Raw genomic sequence first — 24,678 nt, forward strand, 5'->3', positions numbered from 1 at the left:
TACTATGAATGATTCCGGACTGCTCATCGTCGTATCCGGCCCGTCCGGAGCCGGGAAGGGAACGATTTGTGCGGCCCTGCGCAAACTGTTCCCCAATATCCAATATTCCATTTCCATGACGACTCGTCAGCCCCGACCGGGAGAAGTCGACGGCGTCAATTACTATTTCGCAGACAATGCCCGCTTTGAACAGATGCTTTCAGAAGATGCCTTTTTGGAACACGCCAAGGTCTACGACCATTATTACGGCACGCCCAAGAAATACGTTTATCAGATGCTGGAAGAAGGCCAGCACGTCATGCTGGAAATCGATATCCAAGGGGCGATGCAGGTCAAGGAACGCTACCCCAAGGGCGTCTTCATTTACATCGTGCCGCCGAGCCGCGCCGTTCTGGAACACCGCCTGCGCAGCCGCCAGACCGATACCGAGGAAGTCATTGCCGGCCGCTTGTCCAAAGCCCGGGAAGAACTGGATTGGATCGACCGCTATGACTATGTCATCGTCAATGACGATTTGGACACGGCTATTGACGATGCGGCCTCGATCATAAAAGCCGAACAGTGTAAAGTCATGCGCAATGTCAAGAACATTGCACAGACGAAAGAATTGTATAAATGATTAGGAGAGATGAACTATGTTAATTAAACCGACCCTTGAATCTTTGATGCAGAAAGTAGACAGCAAATATACACTGGTTACCCTGGCTGCCAAACGCGCCCGTGAACTGACCGACCACGATGAAGCCCTGGTCAACGTCGATACGAACAAAGTCGTTTCCATTGCCATGGAAGAAATCGACCAGAATAAGATTACTTATGAAGCCCCTCGCGACGGCATTAAATGACACGGAGGTACTTGCCATGAGTTTGGAAGGGAAAAAGATTGTCCTCGGCATTACGGGCGGCATTGCAGCCTTTAAGGCGGCATCCATTGCCAGTCAGCTTCGTAAGTCAGGGGCTGAAGTCAAATGTATCATGACGGCCCATGCAACCGAGCTGATTACGCCGCTGACGCTGCGGGAAATCTCAGGAAATCCCGTTGCCGTTTCCATGTTTGAAGACGTTCCGGAATTCAACGTCGAACACATCGCCCTGGCTCGTTGGGCTGACGTCCTGGTCATTGCCCCGGCGACGGCCAATATCATCGGTAAGATTGCCAATGGCATTGCCGACGACATGCTGACGACGACGGTCATGGCGACGACGGCCCCGATTTTAATCGCGCCGGCCATGAACAGCAATATGTATATGAATCCCATTACCCAGGATAATATGGCCAAGCTGAAAAAATTCGGCTACCATCTCATCGAACCCGACAGCGGATACCTGGCCTGCGGCATCACCGGCATCGGTCGCCTGCCTGATCCCGGCGACATCGTCGATTACATCGAACTGTTGGCCTGTCAAAATGATTTGCTCAAGGGCAAAAAAGTTATCGTAACGGCCGGCGGTACGCGGGAACCCATCGATCCGGTCCGCTTCATTGGCAATCATTCCAGCGGCCGCATGGGCTTTGCCATTGCCAAAGCTGCCGTTGCCGCCGGAGCCGAAGTCACCCTCGTCGCCGGTACGACGGATAATCTCAAGACGCCCGTAGGTCTTGCCCGCCGCATCGACGTCAACAGCACCAACGACATGAAAGCCGCTGTCGAATCGTATTATGACGACTGCGATTTAGTCATCAAGGCCGCTGCCGTTGCCGATTACCGTGCCGCTCATCCGGCTGCCGACAAGATCAAGAAAAACGACGACGTCCTGAATCTTGAAATGACCAAGAATCCGGACATCCTCTATGGATTGGGCCAGCATAAAACCCATCAGGTCCTGGTCGGTTTTGCCGCTGAGACGACGAATGTCATCGAATACGGTACCAAGAAGCTTCAGAAAAAGAATCTCGATATGCTCGTTGCCAACGACGTCAGTGCTGAAGGCGCCGGCTTCCAGGGGACGACCAATATTGCCACCTTACTGTTTCCCGACGGCTCTTCGGAGAAATTAGAAAAGATGGCCAAAGACGAATTGGCATCCATCATCGTAGCTCGTGCGGCTGCGATTATCGACGCCAAAACTTCCAAATAAAAGGCATACTGAAAGACCATTTCGACAGCTGTGATGCACAGTCTGTCGGAGTGGTCTTTTTTACTACTTCCTCACATTATCCATAGCAGCTATACAAAAAGTGCGTACTTCTCGTTTTGAACATCTTATGCTATACTAAAATAGTCAAGATTTAAAGTGAGATACATGATTACGTTTAGTGAAACATATACGATTGCCTAGAAAGGATGATCCACATGAACATTGCTGCAGCCGATATTTTAAAAGCCTTTAATTTCCGACACGCCACCAAGAGCTACGATGCTTCGAAAAAAGTATCGGACGCCGATTTCCATACGATTTTGGAAGCAGGTCGGTTATCGCCGAGCTCCTTTGGTTTTGAGCCCTGGAAGTTTTTAGTCATTGAACGCCAGGACATTAAGGATAAATTATTCCCCCTGGCCTGGGGCGCTCAGAACAGCTTAAGGGGAGCCAGCCATTTCGTGATTGTATTGGCTCGTAAGAAAGTCGATACCTTGTACAGTTCGCCTTACATTACCCACATCATGAGAGACGTCCAGCATTTGCCGGAAGATGCCGAACAGGGGAGAAAAGCGGCCTTTGAAGCCTTCCAGAAGGATGATTTCAACTTATTGGAAAGCGACCGGGCCATCTTTGACTGGGCCAGCAAACAGACCTATCTGGCTTTGGCCAATATGATGACGACGGCGGCTATGCTCGGCATCGATTCCTGCCCTATTGAAGGCTTTAACCGCAGCAAGGTCGAAGCCATGTTGGCCGAAGAAGGTCTCCTCGATAAGGAACATTTCGGCGTTTCGGTCATGGCCAGCTTCGGCTATCACAATGATGAACCGTACGCTAAAACGCGGCAGGCCATGGAAGACATCGTTACTTGGGTTAAATAAGGAAAGACTTCTTTCAATTGCATAACAAACGGCAAGAACAGTCGGGTGAATCTGCTGTTCTTGCCGTTTTTTTTTATATGTTTTTGGCGTATTCCATGACGGCCTTGGCAAAGCCGTTTAAATTCGTTGTCTTAATGGGGATATAGGGGCAGCCCATGTCCCGGGCCGCGGCCATGGCCCATTTGACCAGGTCAGTCTGGCCTTCGCTCAAGTTGAGGACTAACAGCGAGGAGGCTCGCAGGATTCGGTCGTCACCGGTATAGCCGCTGAGGACGGCGGCCGTCGGGAAGCGGCGCTTTATCCGGCGCTGCCATTCGGGAGTGCCGCCGGCCAAGGCGATTTGGCGGCCGGCCAGGAAGCGGTCGAGGCTGTGGGTGTAGTCGCGCTGGGTCATAAAGGACGGCAGTTCGAGGCCTCGGTCTTCGGATTCTTTCTTGGCCTTTGCCGGTTTGGCAGCGGCAGGCTCAGTCGTTTTTGCGTCTGTTTCCGGTTTGGCGGTTGCTGTTTCAGCCGTTTTAGCCAGTTCTTCGGAAGAGCCCTGATTGGTAGGTATGATCGGCTTGGCGGAATCGGGTCCTTCGACGGTTTTTTCGGGGGCCGTCGATGTTTCCGGAGTCGGTTGCGCTGTCGGCGTTGTTTCTTTGTCCGGCGATGACGTTTTGGCCGTTACCGTCGCTCCCATGGGTGTCGTCGAAGTCGTCGTTTCCACTGCTTTTGAAGGCACTGTCGCTGTGACCGGCGCGTCGGCTTTCACCGGTGTCGATGGGGTGATGGGCGCTGCCGGTTTTACGGTGTTTTCGGCCTTCGGGGCAGCTACCAGCTTTTCTGGTTCCGTCGCGGCGGCCTTTTTGGCTGCATCAGGGTTGGCCTGATATTTACGAAGGGTCTGGCGCAGGGTCAACAGCTCCGATACCTGAATGGCTGCTTTTTCCTTGATCCGTTCCGTATATTCTTCTTGTTGGCGGAGTGTCGCTTCATAGTGCTGGAGGTCCTGTTGACGGCCGCTCCGTTCTTCGTCCAGTTCTTGGCGCAGCCGTTCCAGTTCGGCAAGGACGGTCTTTCGGTTCTGGGCTTCCAGACGCAGGCGCAGGAGTTCTTCCCGGTCGGCTTCCATCTGAGCTTTTTCCTGGCGCAGCTGAAGGAGTTCTTCTCGTTCTTCGCCGGCAATCATGGCCGGTGTCTTACTGCCGGCGTCCTGGCTTTCATCGACCCAGGGGCCGTCATACATGGCCATCAAGTAGATGCCTAAGGCCTGGGCGGCCATGTGTTTGGCCTGTTGGATGTCTTCAAAGACGTCGCTCAACCCGACCAGTTCATCGTCGGTCTTTAGCATTAAGAGGTCGATCATGCCCATGTAGGACTCGTCGTCCGTCGTCTGGGCCGTAGCGTAGCGTTCCAGGCGAATTGTGCCGGCATAGATTTCCGTGGCATTTCGTTTCGATGCATAATAGGTATTGATGAGGAGGCGGTCCGGTGTCCGTTCGTATATCCGGAGAATCATGGCTTCTTCCCGCTCGGTGCCGTTATAGCGGATGAAGGCCAGGCTTTCGCGCTGCAGTAAGGTCGTTACCAATCCTTGGGTACGATACCATTTATCCCAGATTTCTACGCGTTTGGCCAAACGCAGATCTGCCGTTTTGCAATGGGTGGCAAAGTCAAAATAAGGGTCGTTGAAAAATATATCTCTTGGCCGCAATTTGGTCATCATAATCATCCTTTCTTCCTATCTATTCATTATAACGTTTTCTGTAGCGGATGTAAAAAACATTCTGCCGGAAGTGCCGGGAGAGGGAGGGACTGATGAAAATTTGAGGGAGGATAGAACTCATGTTTGCTATACCAAAAAAGAACTTGCAAAATAGAGGGGTTTGAATTATAATGAACCAGTAAATCAAATAAAGAACCATCAAGAGACGACGGAGGGACTGGCCCTATGATGTCGCAGCAACCTTCATCAATGAAAGGTGCTAATTCCAGCAGTCTTATACTGGCAGATGGGGATTGGAAGCCCCTCTCATGACAGTCATGAATGAGGGGAATTTTTTTTTAAGGAGGAAAACTCATGGTGAAAAATCGTGAATTCTTTACATCTGAATCCGTAACCGAAGGGCATCCGGATAAAATGGCTGACCAAATTTCTGACAGCATTTTGGATGCCATTCTTGCAAAAGATAAAAATGCCCGCGTTGCTTGTGAAACCTTAGTGACCACCGGGATGGTCCATGTCGTCGGTGAAATTTCGACGACGTGCTACGTTGATATTCCGCACATCGTTCGTGAAACCATTCGTTCCATCGGTTATACCCGTGCGAAATACGGCTTTGACTGCGATACTTGCGGTGTCTTGGTATCCCTCGACGAACAGTCCCCGGACATTGCCATGGGCGTCGACGATGCCTTGGAAAAGAAGGAAGGCAATACGGACCAGTTCGACACCATCGGTGCCGGCGACCAGGGCATGATGTTCGGCTATGCCACCAACGAAACGGATGACTACATGCCCCTGCCGGTTTCCTTAGCTCACCGCTTGGCACGCCGCTTGGCCAGTGTTCGTAAAGACGGCACCTTGTCCTACCTTCGTCCGGACGGCAAGACCCAGGTTACCGTCGAATATGAAGACGGCAAACCGGTCCGCATCGATACCATCGTCATCTCGGCCCAGCACAGCCCGGAAATCACGCGGGAACAGATCGAAAAAGACCTCCTCGAATTCGTCATCAAACCGGAACTCCCGCAGGGCTTATTCGATGATAAGACGAAACTCTTCATCAACCCGACGGGTCGTTTCGTCATCGGCGGTCCTCAGGGCGACTCCGGTCTTACGGGTCGTAAGATCATCGTCGATACCTATGGCGGCATGGCTCGTCACGGCGGCGGTGCTTTCTCCGGTAAGGATCCCACAAAGGTCGACCGTTCGGCCGCTTATGCAGCTCGTTACGTCGCTAAGAACGTCGTAGCTGCCGGCCTTGCCGATAAGTGCGAAATCCAGTTGGCATACGCTATCGGCGTAGCCCGCCCGGTTTCGATTCACGTAGAAACCTTCGGTACCGGTAAAGTTGACAATGAAAAGATTGTCGAACTCATCGAAAAGAATTTTGACCTTCGTCCGGCTGGCATCATTGCCATGCTCGACTTACAGCGGCCGATTTACAAACAGACTGCTGCTTATGGCCACTTCGGCCGCAACGATCTCAACCTGCCTTGGGAACAGACCGATAAAGCGGAAACGCTCCGCAAAGAAGCCGGTTTATAATTGAGATGCAGAGACTGCCGCAGCTACGGCAGTCTCTTTCTGTTTTTGGGCGTATGCCCTCGGACGGCAGCGACGAACCTTGGCTGCAGCCCTTATGAGGAGGTATGTCCGTGATTGCTGAAATTATCATTAATACGACGGCCAAACGGTTACAGCAGACCTTTTCCTATACGGTTCCGGATCATCTGGCCGTTCGCGTCGGAAGCCGCGTCATCGTTCCCTTCGGCTTTCGCCGGGAAGAGGGCATCGTCGTCGCCCTTCATGAGGAACTGGCGGAACCGGCCGATTTTACCTTAAAGCCCATTGAAGGCGTCCTGTCGTCACAGACGGGATTCCAGGAAGAAATGATCGAGACGGCCCTTTGGATCCGCGACTACTATGTCTGCAATCTGTCCGATGCCTTGCGGCTGTTCATGATCGACAAGCGCGGCCTCGTCCGCCAGGAGGTACTGTCCCTGGGGCCGACGCCGGCGACGACGGCAGAGGGCCGGACGATTCAGCTCTATGTCGCCGATAAGGGCAAGGTGGAAAAAGGGGCTCTTAGCCGTAAATTTGGCCGCGACCTCATTTCTCGTCTCTTGGCCGAGAAAAGCCTTGGCAGTGAGAGCTTTTTAAAGAATAAGATTGCCGATAAAATGGAGGACTGGCTGTCCTTTGAAAAGGATGATCTCGAGGACATTCTTCGTGGCCGGCCTAAACAGCAGGCTTTACTGGCGGAACTGAAGGCAAAGAAGACGGCGCCGGCCGCTTACTTTCAGTCGAAAGGCTATACCCGCGATCTCATGCGTCGCCTCTCAGCGACAGGGCTTGCCCGCTGGGAACAGCATCCGGCTGGGACGACCAACATCCTGCCGACACTGGAATCGGATGAGGCCCTGCCCTTGACGGCAGAACAAAAAGAAGCCCTCGCCGTGATCGAAAGAGACGAAGGCGGCAAAACCTACGTCCTCCACGGCATTACCGGCAGCGGCAAGACGGAAATCTATATGCAGCTTGCCGAGAAAGTGCTGAAGAAGGGACAGCAGGTCATCGTCCTGGTGCCGGAAATCGCCTTGACCGGCCAAATCGTGCGCCGCTTCCTACGCCGTTTCGGTGACGATGTCGTCGTCATGCACAGTCAGTTGTCTCAAGGCGAAAAGCGAAATAATTGGCTGCGCATGCAAAATGGAACGAGTCACATCTGTATCGGGGCCCGATCGGCCGTCTTTTCGGCGGCCCGTTCCATCGGCCTGTTCATCGTCGACGAAGCCCACGACAGCTCGTATAAGCAGGATGAGGCGCCGCGCTATCAGGCCGTGGCTGTGGCCCGGAAGCGAGCGGCCTACTATGGCTGTCCGGTCATCCTCGGCAGTGCGACGCCGGCCTTAGGCGATTATTACAAGGCCCTTCAGGGCGACTATGTCCTGGTGGAACTGAAAGAACGCGTCGGCCATCGGCCCTTGCCCGAAGTCGCCGTCGTCGATATGAGGGAGGAATTGGCCCGCGGCAATTACCGCGTCGTCTCCGATTCTCTGTACGACCTGCTGAATGAAACCCTGGCAGCCCGTCAGCAGGCGATCATCCTCCTCAATCGACGAGGCTATTCGACCTTCATCATGTGCCGTAAATGCGGCTACGTCGTAAAATGCGATACTTGTGACGTGGCCATGGTCTATCACCGTCAGTCGTCGCATCTGAAATGTCACTACTGTGACGCTGAAAAGCCCGTGCCGACGGTCTGCCCGTCCTGCGGCAGTAAATACATCAAGTTCTTTGGCAGCGGGACGGAAAAGGTGGAACAGCAGCTCCACGAACTCTTTCCGACGGCCCGCATCGTCCGCCTCGACCAGGATACGACGAGCCGCAAGCACAGCGGTGACCGCATCATCGAGGCCTTCCGCCGCCATGAATACGATATCTTATTAGGAACGCAGATGGTCGCCAAGGGCCATGACTTTCCCGGCGTCAGTGCCGTTGGAATCCTCTCGGCGGACAGTCTGCTCAACCTGCCGGCTTACTGGGCCGGGGAACGGACCTTTCAGCTTCTCACCCAGGCGGCTGGCCGGGCCGGCCGAGGCGACGTGCCGGGCCGCGTCGTCATGCAGACCTATGCACCGGATCATTACGTCATCCAGTGTGCCGCTCGCCAGGATTATCGGGCCTTTTACGACCAAGAAATTCAATTCCGCCAAGAATTGGCTTATCCGCCCTTTCAGGAAATGACGAAGATCATGGTCAGTGACGTCGACGAACAAGCCGTCTGGCGAAAGGCCAACGACGTCGCAGCGGCTCTTGAGAGCTGGAATAAAGAGAACGGCGCTGCCGTCATCATCATCGGCCCTTATGAAGACGTCATCAAAAAGATCCGCAATAAGTACCGCTTGGTCTTATCGCTGACGGCGGCCGACCTGGGACCGATCAAGAAGGGCATGCGTGACCTTCCGGCCTGTTGGCAGACGGGCGTCGTCATCGACGTCGATCCGTCGATGTAAGGGATTGACCCTGCTGTTTTGCAACTCATGTTTGACATAAAAGCCTGTGTGATGTCACACAGGCTTGCTTTTTTGCAGACTCTTGATGGGGAAGGCCCAGTGAAAAAATCGCTGCCGGGGTCTTGTATGAATCTGATATAATAGAAGGGTAAGGATTCTCTTTCTCACTCCAGGGGAGGGTTAATTTGAATTCTTACAGTAGCCTTTTGGCTCTTTTTCCGCTATAATAAGACGGATAAGCGTTTTAGTATAACAATGAGGTGAAAGATATATGGCATTACTCAAAATCATAAAAGCCGGGGATCCCGTCCTAAAAGCGACGGCCAAACCGGTTGCAAAAGTGAATAAACATATAAAGAAAATTCTCGATGACATGGCCGAAACGATGTATGCTGCCGACGGCGTCGGCCTGGCTGCGCCCCAGGTCAATGAATCGCTGCAGCTCATCGTCCTCGATGACGGCAACGGCCTGATTGAGCTCATCAATCCGGAAATCCTTGAAATGTCGGAAGAAACCAACATCGATACGGAAGGCTGCCTGAGCGTTCCCGGCTATTACGGCAAGGTCCAGCGGGCTTCCAAGATCAAAGTCCGTTCCTTGACGCGCCACGGCAAGACCGTCATTTATGAACCGGAAGGCTTTTTAGCCCGTATCTTCCAGCATGAAATGGACCATCTGTACGGCCATTTATTTATTGAAAAAGCGACGGATTTACAGAAAGTAGGGGAATAATGGAAAGCTTACGCATCGTATTCATGGGAACGCCTGATTTTTCCGTCCCGTCCTTAGTCCAGCTGGCTCAGTCGCCGCATGACGTGGCGGCCGTCTATACCCAGCCGGATAAACAGCGGGGACGCGGGAAGAAGGTGACCTTTTCGCCGGTGAAGGAAAAAGCCGTCGAACTCGGCATTCCCGTGTTCCAGCCCGATTCCATGCGAAGCGATGACGTCATTGAAGAACTGAAAAGCCTTAAGCCGGACGTCATCATCGTCATTGCCTACGGCAAGATTTTGCCCAAAGCCGTTCTCGATATCCCGAAATACGGCTGCCTCAACGTCCACGGTTCACTCCTTCCGAAGTACCGCGGCGCGGCGCCGATTCAATATGCCGTAAAAGACGGCGAAGCCGAAAGCGGCGTTACCATCATGCTCCTCGATGAAGGCATGGATACGGGGAAGATGTTGAAAAAAGCGGCGATCCCTTTAGCCCCCAAGGAAACGACAGGGACCCTGTTCGATAAATTGGCCTCCCTTGGCGCCTCGACCTTGATGACCGTCGTCGATGACCTGGATACGTATGAAAAAAATGCCGTCCCTCAGGACGAAAGTCAGGCGACGTATACGGCGAAGATTACGAAAGAAGAAGCCAATCTCGATTGGACCGCTGATGCCGTCGTCCTCGAACGGTTGATCCGAACCTTAGATCCTCATCCCGGTGCTTACACCGTGTGTCGTGACGGAAAGCGGCTGAAAATTTGGGCAGCCGACGTCGTCGAAGGGACGGATGCCGTGCCGGGAACGGTCATCGATGTCGCCAAGAAGTCCTTTACCGTCCAGACCGGAAACGGCGCTCTTCGCATTACCGAAGTCCAGCCGGAAAGCCGCAAGCGCCTGACGGCGGTCCAGTATCTTCAAGGGGAAACGCTGACCGTCGGCCAATCGTTATAACCGGTATGCCGTGATGCCGCACGCGTCGCCATACGTTGTATTTAGGAGGACTCATGAACGTACGTGAAATTGCCTTTCAAAGCCTGCTGACCATTTGCAGGGATGAAGGGTATAGCAATATCGTCGTCTCTAAGGCGATACAGGCCCATAAATTTTCTGACCGGGACCGGCGATTTTATACGGAACTGGTGTATGGGACCTTGCGCTGTCTCAACTATTTGGACTGGATCATTTCCCAGCTCAGTACGCGCAAATTGAACAAGCTCGACCCGGTCTGCCTGGCCATCGTCCGCCTGGGCCTGTATCAGATTTTTGGCATGGACAAGGTGCCGGAATCGGCGGCCTGTAACGAGTCGGTCAAGATGGCTACTAAGTTTGGCAACAAGGGCATGGCCAAATTCGTCAATGCCATGCTGCGAAACAGTATCCGCAACCGCCATGCCTTCGTCATTCCCGACAAGGAGAAGGATTTGGAGACGTACCTGGCCTTGACTTATCATCAGCAGGACTGGCTCATCCGCCGTTGGCTGAAGGATTATGGGCCGGAAGAAACGGAAAAACTCTGTCAGTATTTCGATACCATTCCGCCGCTGTGCCTCCGGGTCAATACGACGGTTACCAGCCGCGATGAACTGCTTAAAGAACTCGTCGAACAGGGGATACAGGCTCGTCCGACGACGGTTTCGCCGGACGGCATCTATATCGACGGCCACTTGGGCATCCATGAATTGGAATGCCTCAAAGATGGACGGGCCATCATTCAAGACGAACCGTCCCAGCTCGTGGCTCACATCGTCGACCCCCAGCCTCATGAGCTGGTCCTTGACGTCTGCGCAGCACCTGGCGGCAAGACGACCCATTTGGCGGCCCTCGGCGGTCCGTCGTGCATCGTCTATGGCGGCGATATCCATGAGCATAAATTGAAGCTCATTGATTATAATGCCCAAAAATTAGGCCTTAAAAATGTCCGTACCCTCTTCCAGAACGCCTGCACCATCGGACAGAAGTACGGCGGCCGGGCAGACCGCGTCTTAATCGATGCCCCCTGCTCGGGCCTCGGCGTCCTGCGCCACAAAATCGACCTTCGCTGGCGCAAGCAGTTGAGCGACCTCCGTACCCTGCCGGCCCTGCAGCGGCGCATTTTGGAAAGTGCTTCCCAGTGTGTAAAGCCCGGCGGCGTTTTGGTATACAGTACGTGTACTTTGAATGACGATGAAAACAGCCGTATCGTTACGGAATTTTTGAAGAAACATCCGGAATTTCATGTTGAAAACGCAGTCGAGAAGCTGGCTGTTCCGGGGCATGAAGGACCCTTTATCCAGCTCTTGCCTCATCGCGACGGCATGGACGGGTTCTTCATTGCTCGTATGAAGAAGGAGTCTTGATATGATGAATCTATTCTCGATGACAAAAAAAGAGCTGCAGGACTTCCTCGTCGCCCAGGGAATGAAAAAATTCCGGGCCGATCAGATCTTTCATTATATCTATAAGCAGTCTGTTTTTTCCTGGGATGACATGGTGCTCCTGCCGCAGAAGGATCGGGACATTTTAAAAGAAGTCCTGCCCATTTCCATGCCTGAAGTCGTGTCGCGCCTCGATGCGCCGGACGGACGGACTGTCAAACTGCTCCTGCGCCTTGAAGATGGGCAGACCGTTGAAACGGTGCTCATGATGCACGATTATGGCAACTCGATCTGCGTTTCATCGCAAGTCGGCTGCGCCGTCAACTGTGCCTTCTGCGCCTCGGCAAAAAACGGCTTCGTCCGCAATCTGTCGGCCGGCGAGATGGTGACTCAGTTACTGGCCTTCCGTCAGCACGTCACAACGGATCTTCACTCCATCGTCATCATGGGGACAGGGGAACCGCTGCTCAATTACGACAACGTCATCGCCTTCATGAAGCTCATCCACGAAAAGGATACCTTCTACTTAGGCTACCGCAACATGACCTTGTCGACGTCGGGCATCGTGCCTAAGATGTACCAATTGGCTAAAGAGGGGATGCCCATTACCCTGGCCGTATCCCTCCATGCACCCAATGATGCCTTGCGTCGGCGTATCATGCCGATTACCGACAAGTATCCTCTCGATGCCGTCTTAACGGCAGCTCATCATTATTTTGAAGAGACAGGGCGCAAAGTCACCTTTGAATATATTCTCATTAAAAATCTGACCTGTACCCATGCCTGTGCCAAAGAACTGGCCCGCCTCTTCAGCGGCAAAAACATTCTCATCAATGCCATTCCCATCAATGACAACTATGACGTCGGCCTCTACCGGCCTGACGACAAGTCCATTAGTGAATTCGTTACCTATCTCCAGCGCCACGGCGTGCCGGTTACACTGCGCCGTGAAATGGGCAGCAAGATCCAAGCGGCCTGCGGCCAGCTGCGCATAAAACGCGAAAACATTTGACAGGTGACAGGGAATATGATATGAATTAATGTGTACCTATAACGAAACACCGTGAGAGGACGTGAGAATTTGGGCACATACGGTGAATCCAAAATCGGCCTGGTTCGGAAAGTAAATGAAGATTCTTTTTATATCAGCCATGAGCGAAACGTGCTGGCTGTAGCCGACGGTATGGGCGGCTACGTCGGCGGCGAAATCGCCAGCAAGACGGCGGTAGAGGCCATTGCCTACTACTTTAAGAACTTTAACTATGCGGCGCCGGTGCAGCTGGAAAAGGCGATTCAGTATGCCAATTCCAGCATCATCAGCAAGACCTTGATCGATCCCTCCCTGAAGGGGATGGGGACGACCGTTTCCATGGTGACCCTGGCTCGGCATATGGCCTTCTGGGGCCACGTCGGAGACAGCCGCATCTATCTATACCGGGAAGGAGCCTTTTCACAGATTTCTGTCGATCATACGATTGTTCAGGTTTTACTCGATAAAGGTAAGATTACAGAAGAAGAAGCGCTGAATCATCCGCAGCGCCATGTACTGACCAGAGCTGTCGGTGTCGATTCCAATCTCATCGTCGATACCGGAGCCTTTGAAGTACAGCCGAATGACCGGATTCTGATTTGTTCCGACGGCTTGACCTCGTTCATTGGCAGACCGGAACTTTGCGATGCCATCGGCGACTACGGCCGGACAGAACGGGAGATCATCAACGATCTCTTTGACCAGGTCTATGCAAATGGGGCCAAGGACAATGTCACGGCCATTTTGACAACCATATAATCGGGAACGACTATGAAAGTGGTGGAATAGTTAAAAATGATTGGTCATATCTTAGACAATAGATACAAGATATTGGAAAAAGTAGGTACAGGCGGCATGGCCAGCGTATACAAGGCTCAGGATATCCTCCTGGACCGTATCGTCGCGGTCAAGGTACTTCACGCAAAATACGGCGACGACCACGACTTTGTCGTTCGTTTCCGTCAGGAAGCACAAGCGGCTGCCAAATTGTCCCATCCCAATATCGTCAACATATACGACGTCGGCTACGATGAAAATGTCCATTACATCGTCATGGAATTCGTACGCGGCGAGACGTTGAAAGAGTACATCGAAAAACACGGCCATTTGCCGATCAATACGTCGATACAGATTGCCTTCAATATCGGCGAGGCCCTTGAAAATGCACATGCCAACGGCATCGTCCACTGCGATATTAAGCCCCATAACATTCTGGTAACGGAAACGGGGCGTATTAAGGTCGCAGATTTTGGCATTGCCCGGGCTATCAATTCCGTGGAAAACAGCGACCGTACCGTTCTCGGTTCGGTACATTATTTTTCGCCGGAACAGGCCAGCGGCGGCCACATCGACGAACGGACGGATATCTATTCTCTGGGCGTCGTCATGTATGAAATGATGACCGGCATCGTGCCGTTTGAAGGCGATACGGCCATCAGCATCGCCTTGAAGCACGTTCAGGACGACATCCCCCTTCCGACGAAGTACAATCGCCGCATTCCGCGATTGGTCGAACAGGTGATCCTCAAAGCCATGTCCAAGAATCCCGACGACCGCTTCCAGTCCATCGGCGAGATGATGTCCGAACTTCGCCTGTCACAGGGCTTTATCAACACCAACGGTGCCCGGCCGATCATCAGCAAGGGAACCTATAACTTTGGGACTCAAAAAATCCAGCCTATCAAGGAAAAAGAGCTGCCTGAAGAAGCTCCGAAAAAGAAAAAGAATATTTTTACCCGTTTCATGGATTCTATCAGCAATCATTCTCAAAAGACGATCATCATCGGCATGCTCGGTGTCTTTCTCGTCGCCTTCGTATGGGCCTTCTTTTCCTTTGGTAATTTTTGGAGTACCGAAGATATTACCGTCCCCAACGTAACCGGGAAACAGGTGGAAATCGCCCGAAAAATCCTCAAAGATAAGAAGTTAGACGTATCTGTCAAGGAGGTAGAGAGTGAGGAAGTCCCCGTCGGGGAAGTCGTCGCCCAGACGCCGTCAGGCGGGGCTGTCGTCAAGGCCAATCGGACCATTTACCTGACCGTCAGCAAGGGCAATAAGGGCGAGCAGGTCCTCATTCCGGACCTAAGGAGCCTGACCCTCGAAGAGGCCGAAAGCAAATTGAAGGAAATCGGCTTATCTGTCGGCAAGGTAACGTATAAAGAAAGCGCTCAGTATGCCGACGGGACGATTATCAGTCAGAGTCCGTCGTCGCCGAAGAAGGTCGACAAGGGCACGAAAGTCAACCTCGTCGTCTGCCGTAAGAGCGAGGCTGAAAAAGCAGCTGAATCGGCCAACGAAGCGCCGAATACCAGCGGCATGACCCTGGACGAAGCGGAAAAAGCCCTGGAAAGCGCAGGCTATTCCGTCGGTTCCGTCGCCAACCTCGATGCTTCAAAAGACAGCTCGCAGGCCGTCGTTACGGCCCAGGCCGCAGGGGATGGCAAAGTCGTCAACCTGACCGTCGAATATCCCGGCAGCCAGAGTTCGCAGTCGACAGGCTCGGACGGCAGCGCCAACAACCAGGAACCGGCCGGTACACCGCATTACGGGACGGTCAACATCAGCGTTCCTGCCGGCGCTTCGAACCAGCATGTTCAAATCATCGTATCCGATGATAACGGCTCACGCGTCGTCTACGACCGCAATCAGTCCGGCGGCGACAACATTTCAAAGAGCGTCAGCGGGACCGGGAAGACCCGGGTCAAAGTCTATATCAATAATTCGCTAGTACAGGATCAATATATCTAAGGAGGAACATGACAAAAGGACGCGTCATCAAGAACTATAATGGCTATTATTACGTCGATGTCGGAAGAGACAGCCTCATCGAATGCCGGCGCCGGGGTAAACTGCTCAAGGCCAAAATCTTAGTCGGCGATGAACTGGAAATTACGGAACTGGAGAACGACAAGGGCGTCATCGAAGCCCAGCTGCCCCGGCGGAATCAAATCCGTCGGCCGGCGGTGGCCAATCTTGACCAGTTGATGGTCATCATGGCAGCCCAGTCACCGGATCCGAACCGCTTTCTCATCGATAAGATGCTCATGACTTGTGAATACAGCGGCATCCGGCCCATACTCTGCTTCAATAAATGTGATCTCGACCGGGACGTAGCGGAAAGCTATCGGGATTTTTACGAGCGCTGCGGCTATGACGTCTGCCTCGTATCGGCCCGGACTGGAGAGGGCCTGGATGCACTCTATGAACGACTGCCGCAGAAGGTAACGGCCTTTGCCGGCCCGTCCGGCGTCGGTAAATCGAGCCTGTTGTCCCAACTTTTGGGGCGCAAGGACTTATCCATCGGAGCCGTCAGTGAGAAGATCAAACGCGGTCGCCATACGACGCGCCATTCTGAAATCATGCGCCTTGACAGCAACACCTACGTCGTCGATACGCCGGGGTTCAGTGCCCTTGATTTCGAGCATCTTGATGCGCGGGATGTCCTGCCTTTATTCCCCGATATGGAACCCTACAGCGCAGGCTGCAAGTTCTCGTCGTGCCTCCATCTGTCCGAACCGGAATGTGCCGTAAAACAAGCTGTTGCCGACGGTCAGATTCAAAAAGAACGGTATGAAACGTACTGTAAAATTATCACCTCCATTGGAGAAAGGAAACGATAGTCATGGTAACAATTTGTCCATCTATATTATCCGCTGATTTTTCGCGCTTAGCTGAAGAACTTAAAGACGTCGAACAGAAGGGGGCCGGCTGTATCCATATCGATATGATGGACGGCCATTTTGTACCCAACCTCACCTTCGGCGTACCGGTCATCAAGGCCTTGCGTCCGGTTACGGAACTTCCCTTTGATGCTCATTTGATGGTAACCAATCCAGAAGCGTATATCGATGACCTGGCCGATGCCGGTGTCCAGTATGTGACCGTTCATCAAGAAGCCTGCGTCCACTTGGACCGCGTTCTGCAGCAAATCCATGAAGCCGGGATGAAGGCCGGCGTGGCCCTCAATCCGGCGACGCCCGTATCGACCTTGTCCTGTGTTGCCGGACAATTGGACCTCATCCTCATCATGAGTGTCAATCCGGGATTTGGCGGTCAAAAGTTTATTCCTTACAGTGTCGAAAAAATCCGCCAGGCTAAGGAACTCCTTCAGAAGGCAGGAAATACCGAAGCTGTCATTGAAGTCGATGGCGGCATCAACGCTAAGACCGTTCAGTTGGTCAAAGATGCCGGTGCCACCTTCCTCGTTGCCGGCAGTGCTGTATTTGGTGCGGCTGATCGAAAAACAGCCATTGCGTCCTTGCGATAAGGACTTGTATTTCTTCTTTTCATGTGCTAAAATCGTACATGAAAAGAAGAATAGAAATAGTCTTTGAGGCAAGGTGAGAAAGCAGGGCTTTCAATTCCTGACCGGCGGTGACAGTCCGCTAACCCGCAAGGGTTGAACCGATGAAATTTCGGTACCGACAGTACAGTCTGGATGGGAAAAGACAGACGACAGTGTCTTTTTTTGTTGTGCTCAAAGGGCTATGGAGATTTTTCATCCATAGCCTTTTTTCGTTTTCCCGCCTGCAAATCCAAGAAGAAGGGAAGGAATATATTGGAACCGGCAGAGTATATGAGAAAAGCCCTGGAACTGGCGAAATCAGCTCTGGGTTATACATCACCAAATCCGGCTGTCGGCTGCGTTATCGTAAAAGATGGCGAAATCGTCGGCACCGGCTATCACCATAAGGCCGGCACCCCGCATGCCGAAGTATGGGCCCTGAGAGAGGCCGGTGAAAAGGCTAAAGGGGCAACGGTTTACGTGACCCTCGAACCTTGTGCCCATTACGGCCGGACGCTTCCTTGCGCTCGGACGTTGGCCGAAAAAGGCGTCGGTAAGGTCGTCATGGCCATGCTCGACCCCAATCCCCGCGTCTCCGGTAAGGGCGCGGCCATCCTTCGCAAGGCCGGCATCGCAGTGGAAGTCGGTTTGTTGTCGAAGGAAGCGGCTCAGCTCAACGAAGTGTTTATCAAGAACATGATGGTCCAAAAGCCATTCATTGCCGTTAAACTGGCCCAAAGCCTCGACGGCCGCACGGCGTCGCGGACGGGCAATTCCAAATGGATTACCAACGAATGGGCCCGAAATTACGGTCACTACCTGCGCTCCATTTACGACGGCATTTTAGTCGGTATCAATACGGTCTTGGCGGATAACCCGCTCTTGACCTGCCGTATCGAACGAGAAGGGCAGCCGGCACCGCACCAACCGGTGCGCATCGTCCTCGATGCCAAGGGACGGACGCCGCTGAAATCCCTGGTCGTAACCGATAAGACGACGCCGACCATCATCATGACGACGTCAGCCTGCCCCGTTGAAAAGATGAAGGCCTTGAAAAACGCCGGCGTCCGGGTTATCTTGGCGCCCCTTCAGGACAATCAGTCCATTAATCTTCCGGAAGCGCTGAAATTCCTCCATGAAGAAGGACTGACCAGCATCCTCGTCGAAGGGGGCAGTACCGTTCAGGGCAGTTTCTTTGATGCCCGTCTCGTCGACAAGGTCTACGCCTTCATGGGCGACAAGGTCATCGGTGGTGTCGGTGCCCTGCCGTCGGTCGGCGGCTATGGCGTCGATGAGCTCGATGAATGCCTGCCGCTGGTCTACGATTCCGTAGAGCTTCATGAAAATAACGTATTGCTTACGGCATATAATGCCAATAGGGAGGGTGCCTATGTTCACTGGCATCATTGAAGAATTAGGGTCTATTGCCCATATGGACCGCCATCCCGACTCCATTCGGCTGACGATTGCGGCTCATAAAGTATTAGAAGGGACGCAGCTTGGCGACAGCATTGCCGTCAACGGCGTCTGCCTGACCGTGACCGATCTGACGGACTCGACCTTTTCGGCCGACGTCATGCATGAAACGATGCGTCGCTCGTCGTTCAGCACCATCAAGAGCGGTTCTAAGGTCAATTTGGAACGGGCCATGCAGGTCGGCGGACGGCTCGGCGGTCACATCGTCAGCGGCCACATCGATGGCATCGGCCACGTCGCCCGCATTGCCAATGACGGCATTGCCCGGGTCATCACCATTTCCATTCCCAAGGACATGGAAATCTTCATCGTCGAAAAAGGGTCGATCACCATCGACGGCATCAGCTTGACCGTCGTTTCCGTCGGCAACAGTCAGTTCTCCGTTTCCATTATTCCCCATACGATGGCCAATACGACCCTCATGGATAAACATCCCGGCGCCATCGTCAATTTGGAAACAGACGTCATCGGGAAATACGTCCATCGCTTCACAGTCGGTTCGCCGCAGGCCTCATCGGGTCTGACCTTGGACAAACTGCTGGAAAATGGATTTTAACATCAAATATAATTTAGAATAGGAGTGTTGTTATTATGGCACACATTAAAGAAGGTCAATTAATCGGTTCTGGTGCGAAGTTTGGTATTGTCGTCGCTCGTTTCAATGAATTTATTTGCAGCAAATTGCTCGGCGGCGCCTACGATGCTCTCCATCGTCACGGCGTCAACGATGATGATATTACGACGGCTTGGGTTCCGGGCGCTTTTGAAATCCCGCTGATCGCTCAGAAAATGGCAGAATCGGGTAAATACGACGCCGTCATTTGCCTCGGTGCCGTCATCCGCGGTGCGACCAGCCATTACGACCTCGTTTGCGGCGAATCGGCCAAAGGCATTGCCCAGGCATCACTGAAAACGGGCGTACCCATCATGTTCGGCATCATTACGACGGAAAACATCGAACAGGCCATCGAACGGGCCGGTACAAAAGCCGGTAACAAAGGCTTCGACGTCGCTGCCGGTGCCATCGAAATGGTCAACCTCATCAAAAACTTATAATCCTCGGGAGAATACCCGCTTGAAACAGGCTGTCTTACCTATCGGTAGGGCGGCCTGTTTCTGTTTCTAAGCAATTATGCAGCCTGCTTGCGAAGTCGGAGAATCTTTGTTATAGTGAAACGAGAAAAAATGTTTGCCGGGAGATGAGGAGTGCCATGATTGTCGACAGCCGAAATGAACAGCCTGTACAGCGCGTAAAAGACTTGGTGCTGCAGTATTTTGAGGGACGAAATGTGCGCATCTATCTCTTCGGTTCGTGGGCCCGGGGAGAACAGAAGCGGAGTTCTGATATCGATATAGCCATAGAGAGCCGGGACGATATTTCTTATGAACTTACACTGCTGCGGGAAAGACTGGAAGAATCCACGATTTCCCGTCAAGTGGATGTCGTGGATATGCATCATGCCGGGGCCGCCTTGTGCCGGCGCATCCGACGGGAGGGAATCTTATGGAAAGACTTACAGAGCGGTATCGATTAGCCATCAGGGCTTTCGGGAAATTTCATGAATTAGCGATTCGTGATACTTTGAGTGAGATTGAACGGGATGCCCTCATTCAGCGATTTGAATTTTCTTTTGAACTGATTTGGAAATGTGCCAAGGAATATCTGTATGTCCAGGACGGCATCGATGCTGCGTCACCGAAAAAAGTAATCCGGGCCTGTCGGGAAATAGGCCTTTTAGATGAAGCTGAAACGGAACAGGCCTTGAAAATGGTCGATGATCGGAATCTGACGACCCATACGTATGATGAGACTTTCGTCGAAAGTTTGATTAGCCGCTTTCCGGTATATGACAAGGTCATGCATTCCTGGTTAGAGAAGCTGAAATAGCATCTGAAATGGATGGGAAAAATTAATAAAATGGGGTGATGCAGGGGCCACGCTGTTCTTTGTACAGTCGGCTCCTTTCTGTACTTTACAAGCTGGATGTGATACAATGTTACAAGCCTAAGTATACCGAGAGAATGACCCTATTTTGAAGAAAAGAGGACGCAGCTCGTGAGTTCATTAGCCATTTTAATTTTGACGAAGAATGAAGAAGACAATATTGTCGACGTTGTTAAGAATGCAAAAAAATGTACCGATGACGTTATTATCATCGATTCAGGCAGTACCGATAAGACGGTGACACTTGCCGAAGGGCAGGGGGCTACCGTCTGTTTTCGCGCCTGGACCGATGATTTTTCAGCTCAGCGCAACTTTGCCCTTGAGCAGACGACGGCCGACTGGGTGTTGTACCTCGATGCCGATGAACGCTTGAATGATGAGCTTGTCGACGCCGTCAAAGACGTCTTGGCCAATGATCCTTTGACCCATCAATATACGATGGAGCGCAAATCCGTTGCTTTCGGGACGACCTTTAATCACGGTGTATTGAAGCCTGATTACGTAGGCCGCCTCTTTCCACGGACGACGGTTACCTGGGTCAATAAAGTGCATGAACATCCGGAATGTGACTTACCGTCTCAACGGCTGGCCGGTCACTTAGAACACTATACCTATAAAAATTGGCACCACTGGGAAGGAAAGCTCTGCCAATATACGACCATCTGGGCCGAAGATGCGTATAAGCGAGGGAAACGGATTTCCTTGTCGGGCATTTTTTTCCACAGTTTAGGCGGCTTCTTTAAGATGTTCGTATCGCGGGCCGGCTTTTTAGATGGCTGGATGGGAACCTATATGTGCTTCAATCACTTCTTTTACACGATGCTGAAATATCTGAAATTATACGAATTGCAAAGAGCGGAGAAAAAATAATGCGGGTAGCTATTTTAGAAACAGTGAAGACCCAAGGCGGGTTTGAACAGGAATTCGACCGGCTGATCATCGATGAGCTGAAGAAAGAAGGCCATGAGCCGGTCTTATATCTGCCGGAAAACAGCAGCTTGCCCGTTGACTTTGGGATTCCTATTGAATATATGAGCGGCGGTGAAATCGTCGATTATGAAGGCGCAGGAAAACTCAAAAAGATATGGCTGTCGATCCAGCGGGAACGGCGCCGTGTCCGTTGGTTTGATGCGGCTTATGAAAAGGCCTGCCGCCATGAAGTGGACGCCATTGTACTGACGACGGCGACGTATCGGTATTTGCGGTCCCTTCATAAGAGTAAGTTAAAAGATAGTCCCGTGCCGGTCATCTTCATTTTCTTGGGTGTCAATCCCCAAGAAAAGCCGAAATTCCTGAAACAGGCCCGGCGCTGTGAAGCCTATAAAAATATCAAGTTAAAAATTACGAGCCTGCGAAATGATTTTAAGGACGATCACGTCGCTAAGATTGAAATCATCCCGCCGCCGGTTCTCCTTCCTGAAGGGGTTCCGGTGACGGCAGACCTTTCGTATCGAGAACCGGTCCGCATCGGATTTTTCGGTCACTACCGCAAGGGTGAAAAAGACATCGACGGCATTATCCAGGCCTTTTTAGACAGTCATTTGCAGGGGAAGGCGGAACTTGTCGTCCAGGCGGCTCCGACTGGTCCCGATGATGCTGCCGATATGGAGCGGATCATGAACAAATATGGCAGCGAGCCCGCCGTCCGCTTTATAAAAGGAAAGGTATTGGGCAAAGCCTGGTATGACTTGCTGCAAAGCGTGGACGTCTTGTTCCTGCCTTACAGTAATGAACGGTATCTGTATAATTGGAGCGCCGTCTATTTCAATGCCTTGGCCCTATATAAGCCGGTCTTGGCCACGGCCGTCTTGAACCCGGAGATTCTTCGGAGCTATACGGTCGGTCAGGAAGTGGACTTACAAGACCTGGGACACCTTCGTCAGCAGTTGGGACAATTTTTGCAGTCCTACGAACAGATGCTGCCGACGTATGAAGCGGAATTAAAACTTGTCAATCATGATTTCAGTACCACCATGTTTTTAAAGAACATCTTGAAATAAAAAAGTCTACTATGTGGAATACGGAAAAGGATTTTGAAGATGCTAGTACTATTTTTGGTCTATGCGATAAATGGTAGTGTCTGGGTTTTGCAGCACTTATCGTGATCAAGGATACTTCACAGTTATGAAGGAGGAGTAACAGGTGTTTGAACAGTTTTTTTTAGCAGTTCAACAAGATATTAAGCTATGGATTTTTTTTCCGATTTTATGTGCTGTATTTCGGGCTATCTTCATTTATGTCCATAATCCGTATCCGGGCTTTGCTGGCAAGCGAAATGCCTTGTGGGAATGTTTTCGCTTCGGTTTTTGGTGGGGCATGGATTTAAATGCCTATGTCTTCGTCGTTTCGCTGGTGCTCGTTACCCTGCCGGGCCTTTTTATCGGCTTCTGGAGTCAGCACGGCGACCTGATTCGTGTCTTGCTCGGTATGGTTTACAGCGTCGTCCTGTATGTGGCCTTCGTTGGGAAAATGATTTTTTATGCCCAGTTTCACGATATTTTTAATAATATCATTTTCCTCGGTGAAAAAGCGGAGAAAAACAATCTCATCGACATCTTTTTTCACCAGTACAATGGGGCCCGAAAATTGGCCTTGCTCATTCCTTATGTCGCCATCGTCTTTTTTATCCTCCAAAGCATGATGGATACTCCGGTTATTCCCTATCCGCCCATTAGCGGCTGGCATTACTATCTTTTCAATGTGTCCGTCTTCTTATTTTTGGTCGGGGCTTTTTACTTTTTCCGCTACGGCGGTACCTTTTGGCACGATAATAAACCGGAATGGGATACGATTCCGGCGATTGTCAAGAGCGATCCCTTTCTGTCCAAAGCCACCGTTGACGATTTAATTGCCTTAAAGATGCTGGGGCATCGCCGCATAAAAGAACGCTTGCAACGAAGCCCGGCAGAAAACCTGGCGCTCGTAAAGCCCTTTATTGAACAAAAAGGAGGCACCATAGACTCGTTTAACGATGCCTTGAAGGCCATCAGTCACCAGGCTAAGGGGCCGAAAATCAAACGCCCTTCCCATATTTTTTTGGTTGTCGGCGAAAGTTATTCTCAGCCTTATTTTGATCCGGCTTTTGCCGACCTTCATATTGCCGATGAAGGGAAGAAACTGATGAATGACGTCCATACGGCGTCTATTCATACTGCCTTATCCAGTGGTATCATTTCTCGTCCGTCTATCGTGGGCCTCATGCTGGGCATCTTTGATGCCGGGTTCGAATTGAATGAACGGGAATCCTTTTGGCAGGGGACACTGCCGACGTCGCTGCCGATACAGCTGCGTAAATTGGGCTATGAAACGAACTATTGGTACGGCGGCAGCTTATCCCATGGGAATTTCAACCATTTTGCGCCAGCCTGCGGTTTTAATCATTCCTATTCCGGCACCGACATCTGCGGCGCCAAAGCGCCTCGCTCCTGGGTCGGCGTCTATGACCACGTTTTTCTGAACAAGGTGGCCGACATGATTCAAGAGCGCAGCGACGATGTGCCCCAGTTCCACTTTGTCTATACGACTTCAAACCACGGGCCCTATAAGATGCCTTTGAAAGATTTAGGCTTTGATGCCAAAAAAATCATGAATGTCCAGCCCGATGTATTGAAGGAGAAAATCATTCAGAAAGCACTGGGAACCTTCTGGTACGCTGACCGAGCCATCAATGATTTTATTCAAAAGATGAAAGAAGCCTATCCGGACAGCCTGTTCATCGTCACCGGTGACCACGGCTATAAGTGCCCGGAATTACAGCATACATCCTTCATGAGAAGAGAATATACTTTCCGGGAACTTCATTCGCCGGTCCTCATGTTCCATCATCGAGAACTCGATAAAGACTCGTTAGCCGGCAATCGCATCGGAAGCCACATGAATATATTGCCGACCCTTTTTGAACTCATTGCGCCGGCGGGATTCACTTATTATTCACTGTTTGAATCGTTAATCGAATCCGTCACGTCCTGCGTTACGCCCCATCATTGGGTAACGATGGATTCTATCGGTGGCTGCGGCGAAACGTATTATCAGTCATTGACGGCAACATCCGGTGCCGAAGTCTTACACGGTGAGGCCCCATACGAAGATATCTGCGCTGCTGAAAAAAGTTTGACTGCGTACTTACTGCAGCGGCCTGAATTATTACGGCCCGTTGATACCTGGCTTTGATAGGTATAACTCGG

At 51.9% G+C, this 24,678-nt stretch carries 23 protein-coding genes and 2 riboswitches; of the genes, 22 read left to right on the forward strand and 1 reads right to left on the reverse strand.

Annotated features, from left to right (window positions below; all coding sequences use genetic code 11):
- The first annotated feature begins 4 nt into the window (after positions 1-4).
- The 4 genes from gmk to HMPREF3201_RS09730 all read left to right on the forward strand — a co-directional run bounded on the left by gmk (position 5) and on the right by HMPREF3201_RS09730 (position 2,963).
- Entirely contained in the window at positions 5-619 is a 615-nt protein-coding gene (gene gmk / locus HMPREF3201_RS09715; protein WP_062412868.1) for a guanylate kinase, read from the forward strand.
- Between the two features lie 16 nt (positions 620-635).
- The gene (gene rpoZ, locus HMPREF3201_RS09720; protein ID WP_044504066.1) at positions 636-845 is read left to right on the forward strand and encodes a DNA-directed RNA polymerase subunit omega; all 210 of its coding nucleotides are present in this window, start codon (positions 636-638) and stop codon (positions 843-845) included.
- A 16-nt stretch (positions 846-861) separates the two neighbouring features.
- Positions 862-2,079 (forward strand): bifunctional phosphopantothenoylcysteine decarboxylase/phosphopantothenate--cysteine ligase CoaBC, encoded by a 1,218-nt coding sequence (coaBC, locus tag HMPREF3201_RS09725; RefSeq protein WP_062412869.1) that lies wholly within the window; start codon positions 862-864, stop codon positions 2,077-2,079.
- A gap of 215 nt (positions 2,080-2,294) precedes the next feature.
- Positions 2,295-2,963 (forward strand): NAD(P)H-dependent oxidoreductase, encoded by a 669-nt coding sequence (locus HMPREF3201_RS09730; protein WP_062412870.1) that lies wholly within the window; start codon positions 2,295-2,297, stop codon positions 2,961-2,963.
- 73 nt (positions 2,964-3,036) lie between these two features.
- Here the strand turns inward: HMPREF3201_RS09730 and HMPREF3201_RS09735 are convergent, their stop codons facing one another.
- The gene (locus HMPREF3201_RS09735; protein ID WP_154253934.1) at positions 3,037-4,671 is read right to left on the reverse strand and encodes a hypothetical protein; all 1,635 of its coding nucleotides are present in this window, start codon (positions 4,669-4,671) and stop codon (positions 3,037-3,039) included.
- 192 nt (positions 4,672-4,863) lie between these two features.
- Positions 4,864-4,964: riboswitch (SAM riboswitch) on the forward strand.
- A gap of 61 nt (positions 4,965-5,025) precedes the next feature.
- On the opposite strand from HMPREF3201_RS09735, the gene metK reads away from it, so the two are divergent.
- The 18 genes from metK (at position 5,026) to HMPREF3201_RS09825 (ending at position 24,664) form a co-directional block, all read left to right on the forward strand.
- Positions 5,026-6,216, forward strand: coding sequence for a methionine adenosyltransferase (gene metK, locus HMPREF3201_RS09740; RefSeq protein ID WP_062412872.1), 1,191 nt, complete (start codon positions 5,026-5,028; stop codon positions 6,214-6,216).
- Positions 6,217-6,326: 110 nt separating this feature from the next.
- A complete protein-coding gene (priA, locus tag HMPREF3201_RS09745) occupies positions 6,327-8,687 on the forward strand; it encodes a replication restart helicase PriA (RefSeq protein ID WP_062412873.1) in 2,361 nt (786 codons plus the stop codon).
- A gap of 271 nt (positions 8,688-8,958) precedes the next feature.
- Positions 8,959-9,420, forward strand: coding sequence for a peptide deformylase (gene def, locus HMPREF3201_RS09750; protein WP_044504061.1), 462 nt, complete (start codon positions 8,959-8,961; stop codon positions 9,418-9,420).
- Positions 9,420-10,355: a methionyl-tRNA formyltransferase gene (gene fmt / locus HMPREF3201_RS09755; RefSeq protein ID WP_062412874.1), complete on the forward strand. Its 936-nt coding sequence runs from the start codon at positions 9,420-9,422 to the stop codon at positions 10,353-10,355. The genes def and fmt overlap by 1 nt, the downstream gene beginning before the upstream one ends.
- A gap of 53 nt (positions 10,356-10,408) precedes the next feature.
- Positions 10,409-11,740, forward strand: a complete 1,332-nt coding sequence (rsmB, locus tag HMPREF3201_RS09760; RefSeq protein ID WP_062412875.1) for a 16S rRNA (cytosine(967)-C(5))-methyltransferase RsmB — start codon at positions 10,409-10,411, stop codon at positions 11,738-11,740.
- Position 11,741: 1 nt separating this feature from the next.
- Complete coding sequence (gene rlmN / locus HMPREF3201_RS09765; protein WP_062412876.1) at positions 11,742-12,770, forward strand: dual-specificity RNA methyltransferase RlmN; 1,029 nt, start codon at positions 11,742-11,744, stop codon at positions 12,768-12,770.
- A 69-nt stretch (positions 12,771-12,839) separates the two neighbouring features.
- Positions 12,840-13,547, forward strand: coding sequence for a Stp1/IreP family PP2C-type Ser/Thr phosphatase (locus tag HMPREF3201_RS09770; protein ID WP_062412877.1), 708 nt, complete (start codon positions 12,840-12,842; stop codon positions 13,545-13,547).
- 36 nt (positions 13,548-13,583) lie between these two features.
- Positions 13,584-15,536, forward strand: coding sequence for a Stk1 family PASTA domain-containing Ser/Thr kinase (gene pknB, locus HMPREF3201_RS09775; protein ID WP_062412878.1), 1,953 nt, complete (start codon positions 13,584-13,586; stop codon positions 15,534-15,536).
- Positions 15,537-15,544: 8 nt separating this feature from the next.
- Positions 15,545-16,408, forward strand: coding sequence for a ribosome small subunit-dependent GTPase A (rsgA, locus tag HMPREF3201_RS09780; protein WP_062412879.1), 864 nt, complete (start codon positions 15,545-15,547; stop codon positions 16,406-16,408).
- 2 nt (positions 16,409-16,410) lie between these two features.
- Positions 16,411-17,055 carry a ribulose-phosphate 3-epimerase gene (gene rpe, locus HMPREF3201_RS09785; protein ID WP_062412880.1) on the forward strand — a complete coding sequence of 215 codons (645 nt, stop codon included), beginning with the start codon at positions 16,411-16,413 and terminating at the stop codon, positions 17,053-17,055.
- 55 nt (positions 17,056-17,110) lie between these two features.
- Positions 17,111-17,242, forward strand: a riboswitch (FMN riboswitch).
- 104 nt (positions 17,243-17,346) lie between these two features.
- Positions 17,347-18,483 (forward strand): bifunctional diaminohydroxyphosphoribosylaminopyrimidine deaminase/5-amino-6-(5-phosphoribosylamino)uracil reductase RibD, encoded by a 1,137-nt coding sequence (gene ribD / locus HMPREF3201_RS09790; RefSeq protein WP_062412881.1) that lies wholly within the window; start codon positions 17,347-17,349, stop codon positions 18,481-18,483.
- Positions 18,464-19,105, forward strand: a complete 642-nt coding sequence (locus tag HMPREF3201_RS09795; protein ID WP_062412882.1) for a riboflavin synthase — start codon at positions 18,464-18,466, stop codon at positions 19,103-19,105. The genes ribD and HMPREF3201_RS09795 overlap by 20 nt, the downstream gene beginning before the upstream one ends.
- Before the next feature lie 35 nt (positions 19,106-19,140).
- Positions 19,141-19,605 (forward strand): 6,7-dimethyl-8-ribityllumazine synthase, encoded by a 465-nt coding sequence (gene ribE / locus HMPREF3201_RS09800; RefSeq protein WP_062412883.1) that lies wholly within the window; start codon positions 19,141-19,143, stop codon positions 19,603-19,605.
- A gap of 155 nt (positions 19,606-19,760) precedes the next feature.
- A complete protein-coding gene (locus HMPREF3201_RS09805; RefSeq protein WP_062412884.1) occupies positions 19,761-20,084 on the forward strand; it encodes a type VII toxin-antitoxin system MntA family adenylyltransferase antitoxin in 324 nt (107 codons plus the stop codon).
- Positions 20,054-20,437, forward strand: coding sequence for an HI0074 family nucleotidyltransferase substrate-binding subunit (locus HMPREF3201_RS09810; RefSeq protein WP_062412885.1), 384 nt, complete (start codon positions 20,054-20,056; stop codon positions 20,435-20,437). Before HMPREF3201_RS09805 ends, HMPREF3201_RS09810 begins: the two co-directional genes overlap by 31 nt.
- Before the next feature lie 168 nt (positions 20,438-20,605).
- Positions 20,606-21,364, forward strand: coding sequence for a glycosyltransferase family 2 protein (locus tag HMPREF3201_RS09815; protein WP_062412886.1), 759 nt, complete (start codon positions 20,606-20,608; stop codon positions 21,362-21,364).
- Positions 21,364-22,494 (forward strand): glycosyltransferase, encoded by a 1,131-nt coding sequence (locus HMPREF3201_RS09820; RefSeq protein WP_062412887.1) that lies wholly within the window; start codon positions 21,364-21,366, stop codon positions 22,492-22,494. Before HMPREF3201_RS09815 ends, HMPREF3201_RS09820 begins: the two co-directional genes overlap by 1 nt.
- Positions 22,495-22,636: 142 nt before the next feature.
- The gene (locus tag HMPREF3201_RS09825; protein WP_062412888.1) at positions 22,637-24,664 is read left to right on the forward strand and encodes an LTA synthase family protein; all 2,028 of its coding nucleotides are present in this window, start codon (positions 22,637-22,639) and stop codon (positions 24,662-24,664) included.
- Positions 24,665-24,678: the final 14 nt, after the last annotated feature.

This window comes from Megasphaera sp. MJR8396C (genome assembly GCF_001546855.1).
Lineage (GTDB): Bacteria > Bacillota > Negativicutes > Veillonellales > Megasphaeraceae > Megasphaera.

What these genes read in the sequence shown, in the direction of transcription:
- gmk (WP_062412868.1), top strand. Translation starts at nt 5, where the DNA reads ATGAATGATTCCGGACTGCTCATCGTCGTATCCGGCCCGTCCGGAGCC.
- rpoZ (WP_044504066.1), top strand. Translation starts at nt 636, where the DNA reads ATGTTAATTAAACCGACCCTTGAATCTTTGATGCAGAAAGTAGACAGC.
- coaBC (WP_062412869.1), top strand. Translation starts at nt 862, where the DNA reads ATGAGTTTGGAAGGGAAAAAGATTGTCCTCGGCATTACGGGCGGCATT.
- HMPREF3201_RS09730 (WP_062412870.1), top strand. Translation starts at nt 2,295, where the DNA reads ATGAACATTGCTGCAGCCGATATTTTAAAAGCCTTTAATTTCCGACAC.
- HMPREF3201_RS09735 (WP_154253934.1), bottom strand. Translation starts at nt 4,671, where the DNA reads ATGATGACCAAATTGCGGCCAAGAGATATATTTTTCAACGACCCTTAT.
- metK (WP_062412872.1), top strand. Translation starts at nt 5,026, where the DNA reads ATGGTGAAAAATCGTGAATTCTTTACATCTGAATCCGTAACCGAAGGG.
- def (WP_044504061.1), top strand. Translation starts at nt 8,959, where the DNA reads ATGGCATTACTCAAAATCATAAAAGCCGGGGATCCCGTCCTAAAAGCG.
- fmt (WP_062412874.1), top strand. Translation starts at nt 9,420, where the DNA reads ATGGAAAGCTTACGCATCGTATTCATGGGAACGCCTGATTTTTCCGTC.
- rsmB (WP_062412875.1), top strand. Translation starts at nt 10,409, where the DNA reads ATGAACGTACGTGAAATTGCCTTTCAAAGCCTGCTGACCATTTGCAGG.
- rlmN (WP_062412876.1), top strand. Translation starts at nt 11,742, where the DNA reads ATGATGAATCTATTCTCGATGACAAAAAAAGAGCTGCAGGACTTCCTC.
- pknB (WP_062412878.1), top strand. Translation starts at nt 13,584, where the DNA reads ATGATTGGTCATATCTTAGACAATAGATACAAGATATTGGAAAAAGTA.
- rsgA (WP_062412879.1), top strand. Translation starts at nt 15,545, where the DNA reads ATGACAAAAGGACGCGTCATCAAGAACTATAATGGCTATTATTACGTC.
- rpe (WP_062412880.1), top strand. Translation starts at nt 16,411, where the DNA reads ATGGTAACAATTTGTCCATCTATATTATCCGCTGATTTTTCGCGCTTA.
- HMPREF3201_RS09795 (WP_062412882.1), top strand. Translation starts at nt 18,464, where the DNA reads ATGTTCACTGGCATCATTGAAGAATTAGGGTCTATTGCCCATATGGAC.
- ribE (WP_062412883.1), top strand. Translation starts at nt 19,141, where the DNA reads ATGGCACACATTAAAGAAGGTCAATTAATCGGTTCTGGTGCGAAGTTT.
- HMPREF3201_RS09805 (WP_062412884.1), top strand. Translation starts at nt 19,761, where the DNA reads ATGATTGTCGACAGCCGAAATGAACAGCCTGTACAGCGCGTAAAAGAC.
- HMPREF3201_RS09810 (WP_062412885.1), top strand. Translation starts at nt 20,054, where the DNA reads ATGGAAAGACTTACAGAGCGGTATCGATTAGCCATCAGGGCTTTCGGG.
- HMPREF3201_RS09820 (WP_062412887.1), top strand. Translation starts at nt 21,364, where the DNA reads ATGCGGGTAGCTATTTTAGAAACAGTGAAGACCCAAGGCGGGTTTGAA.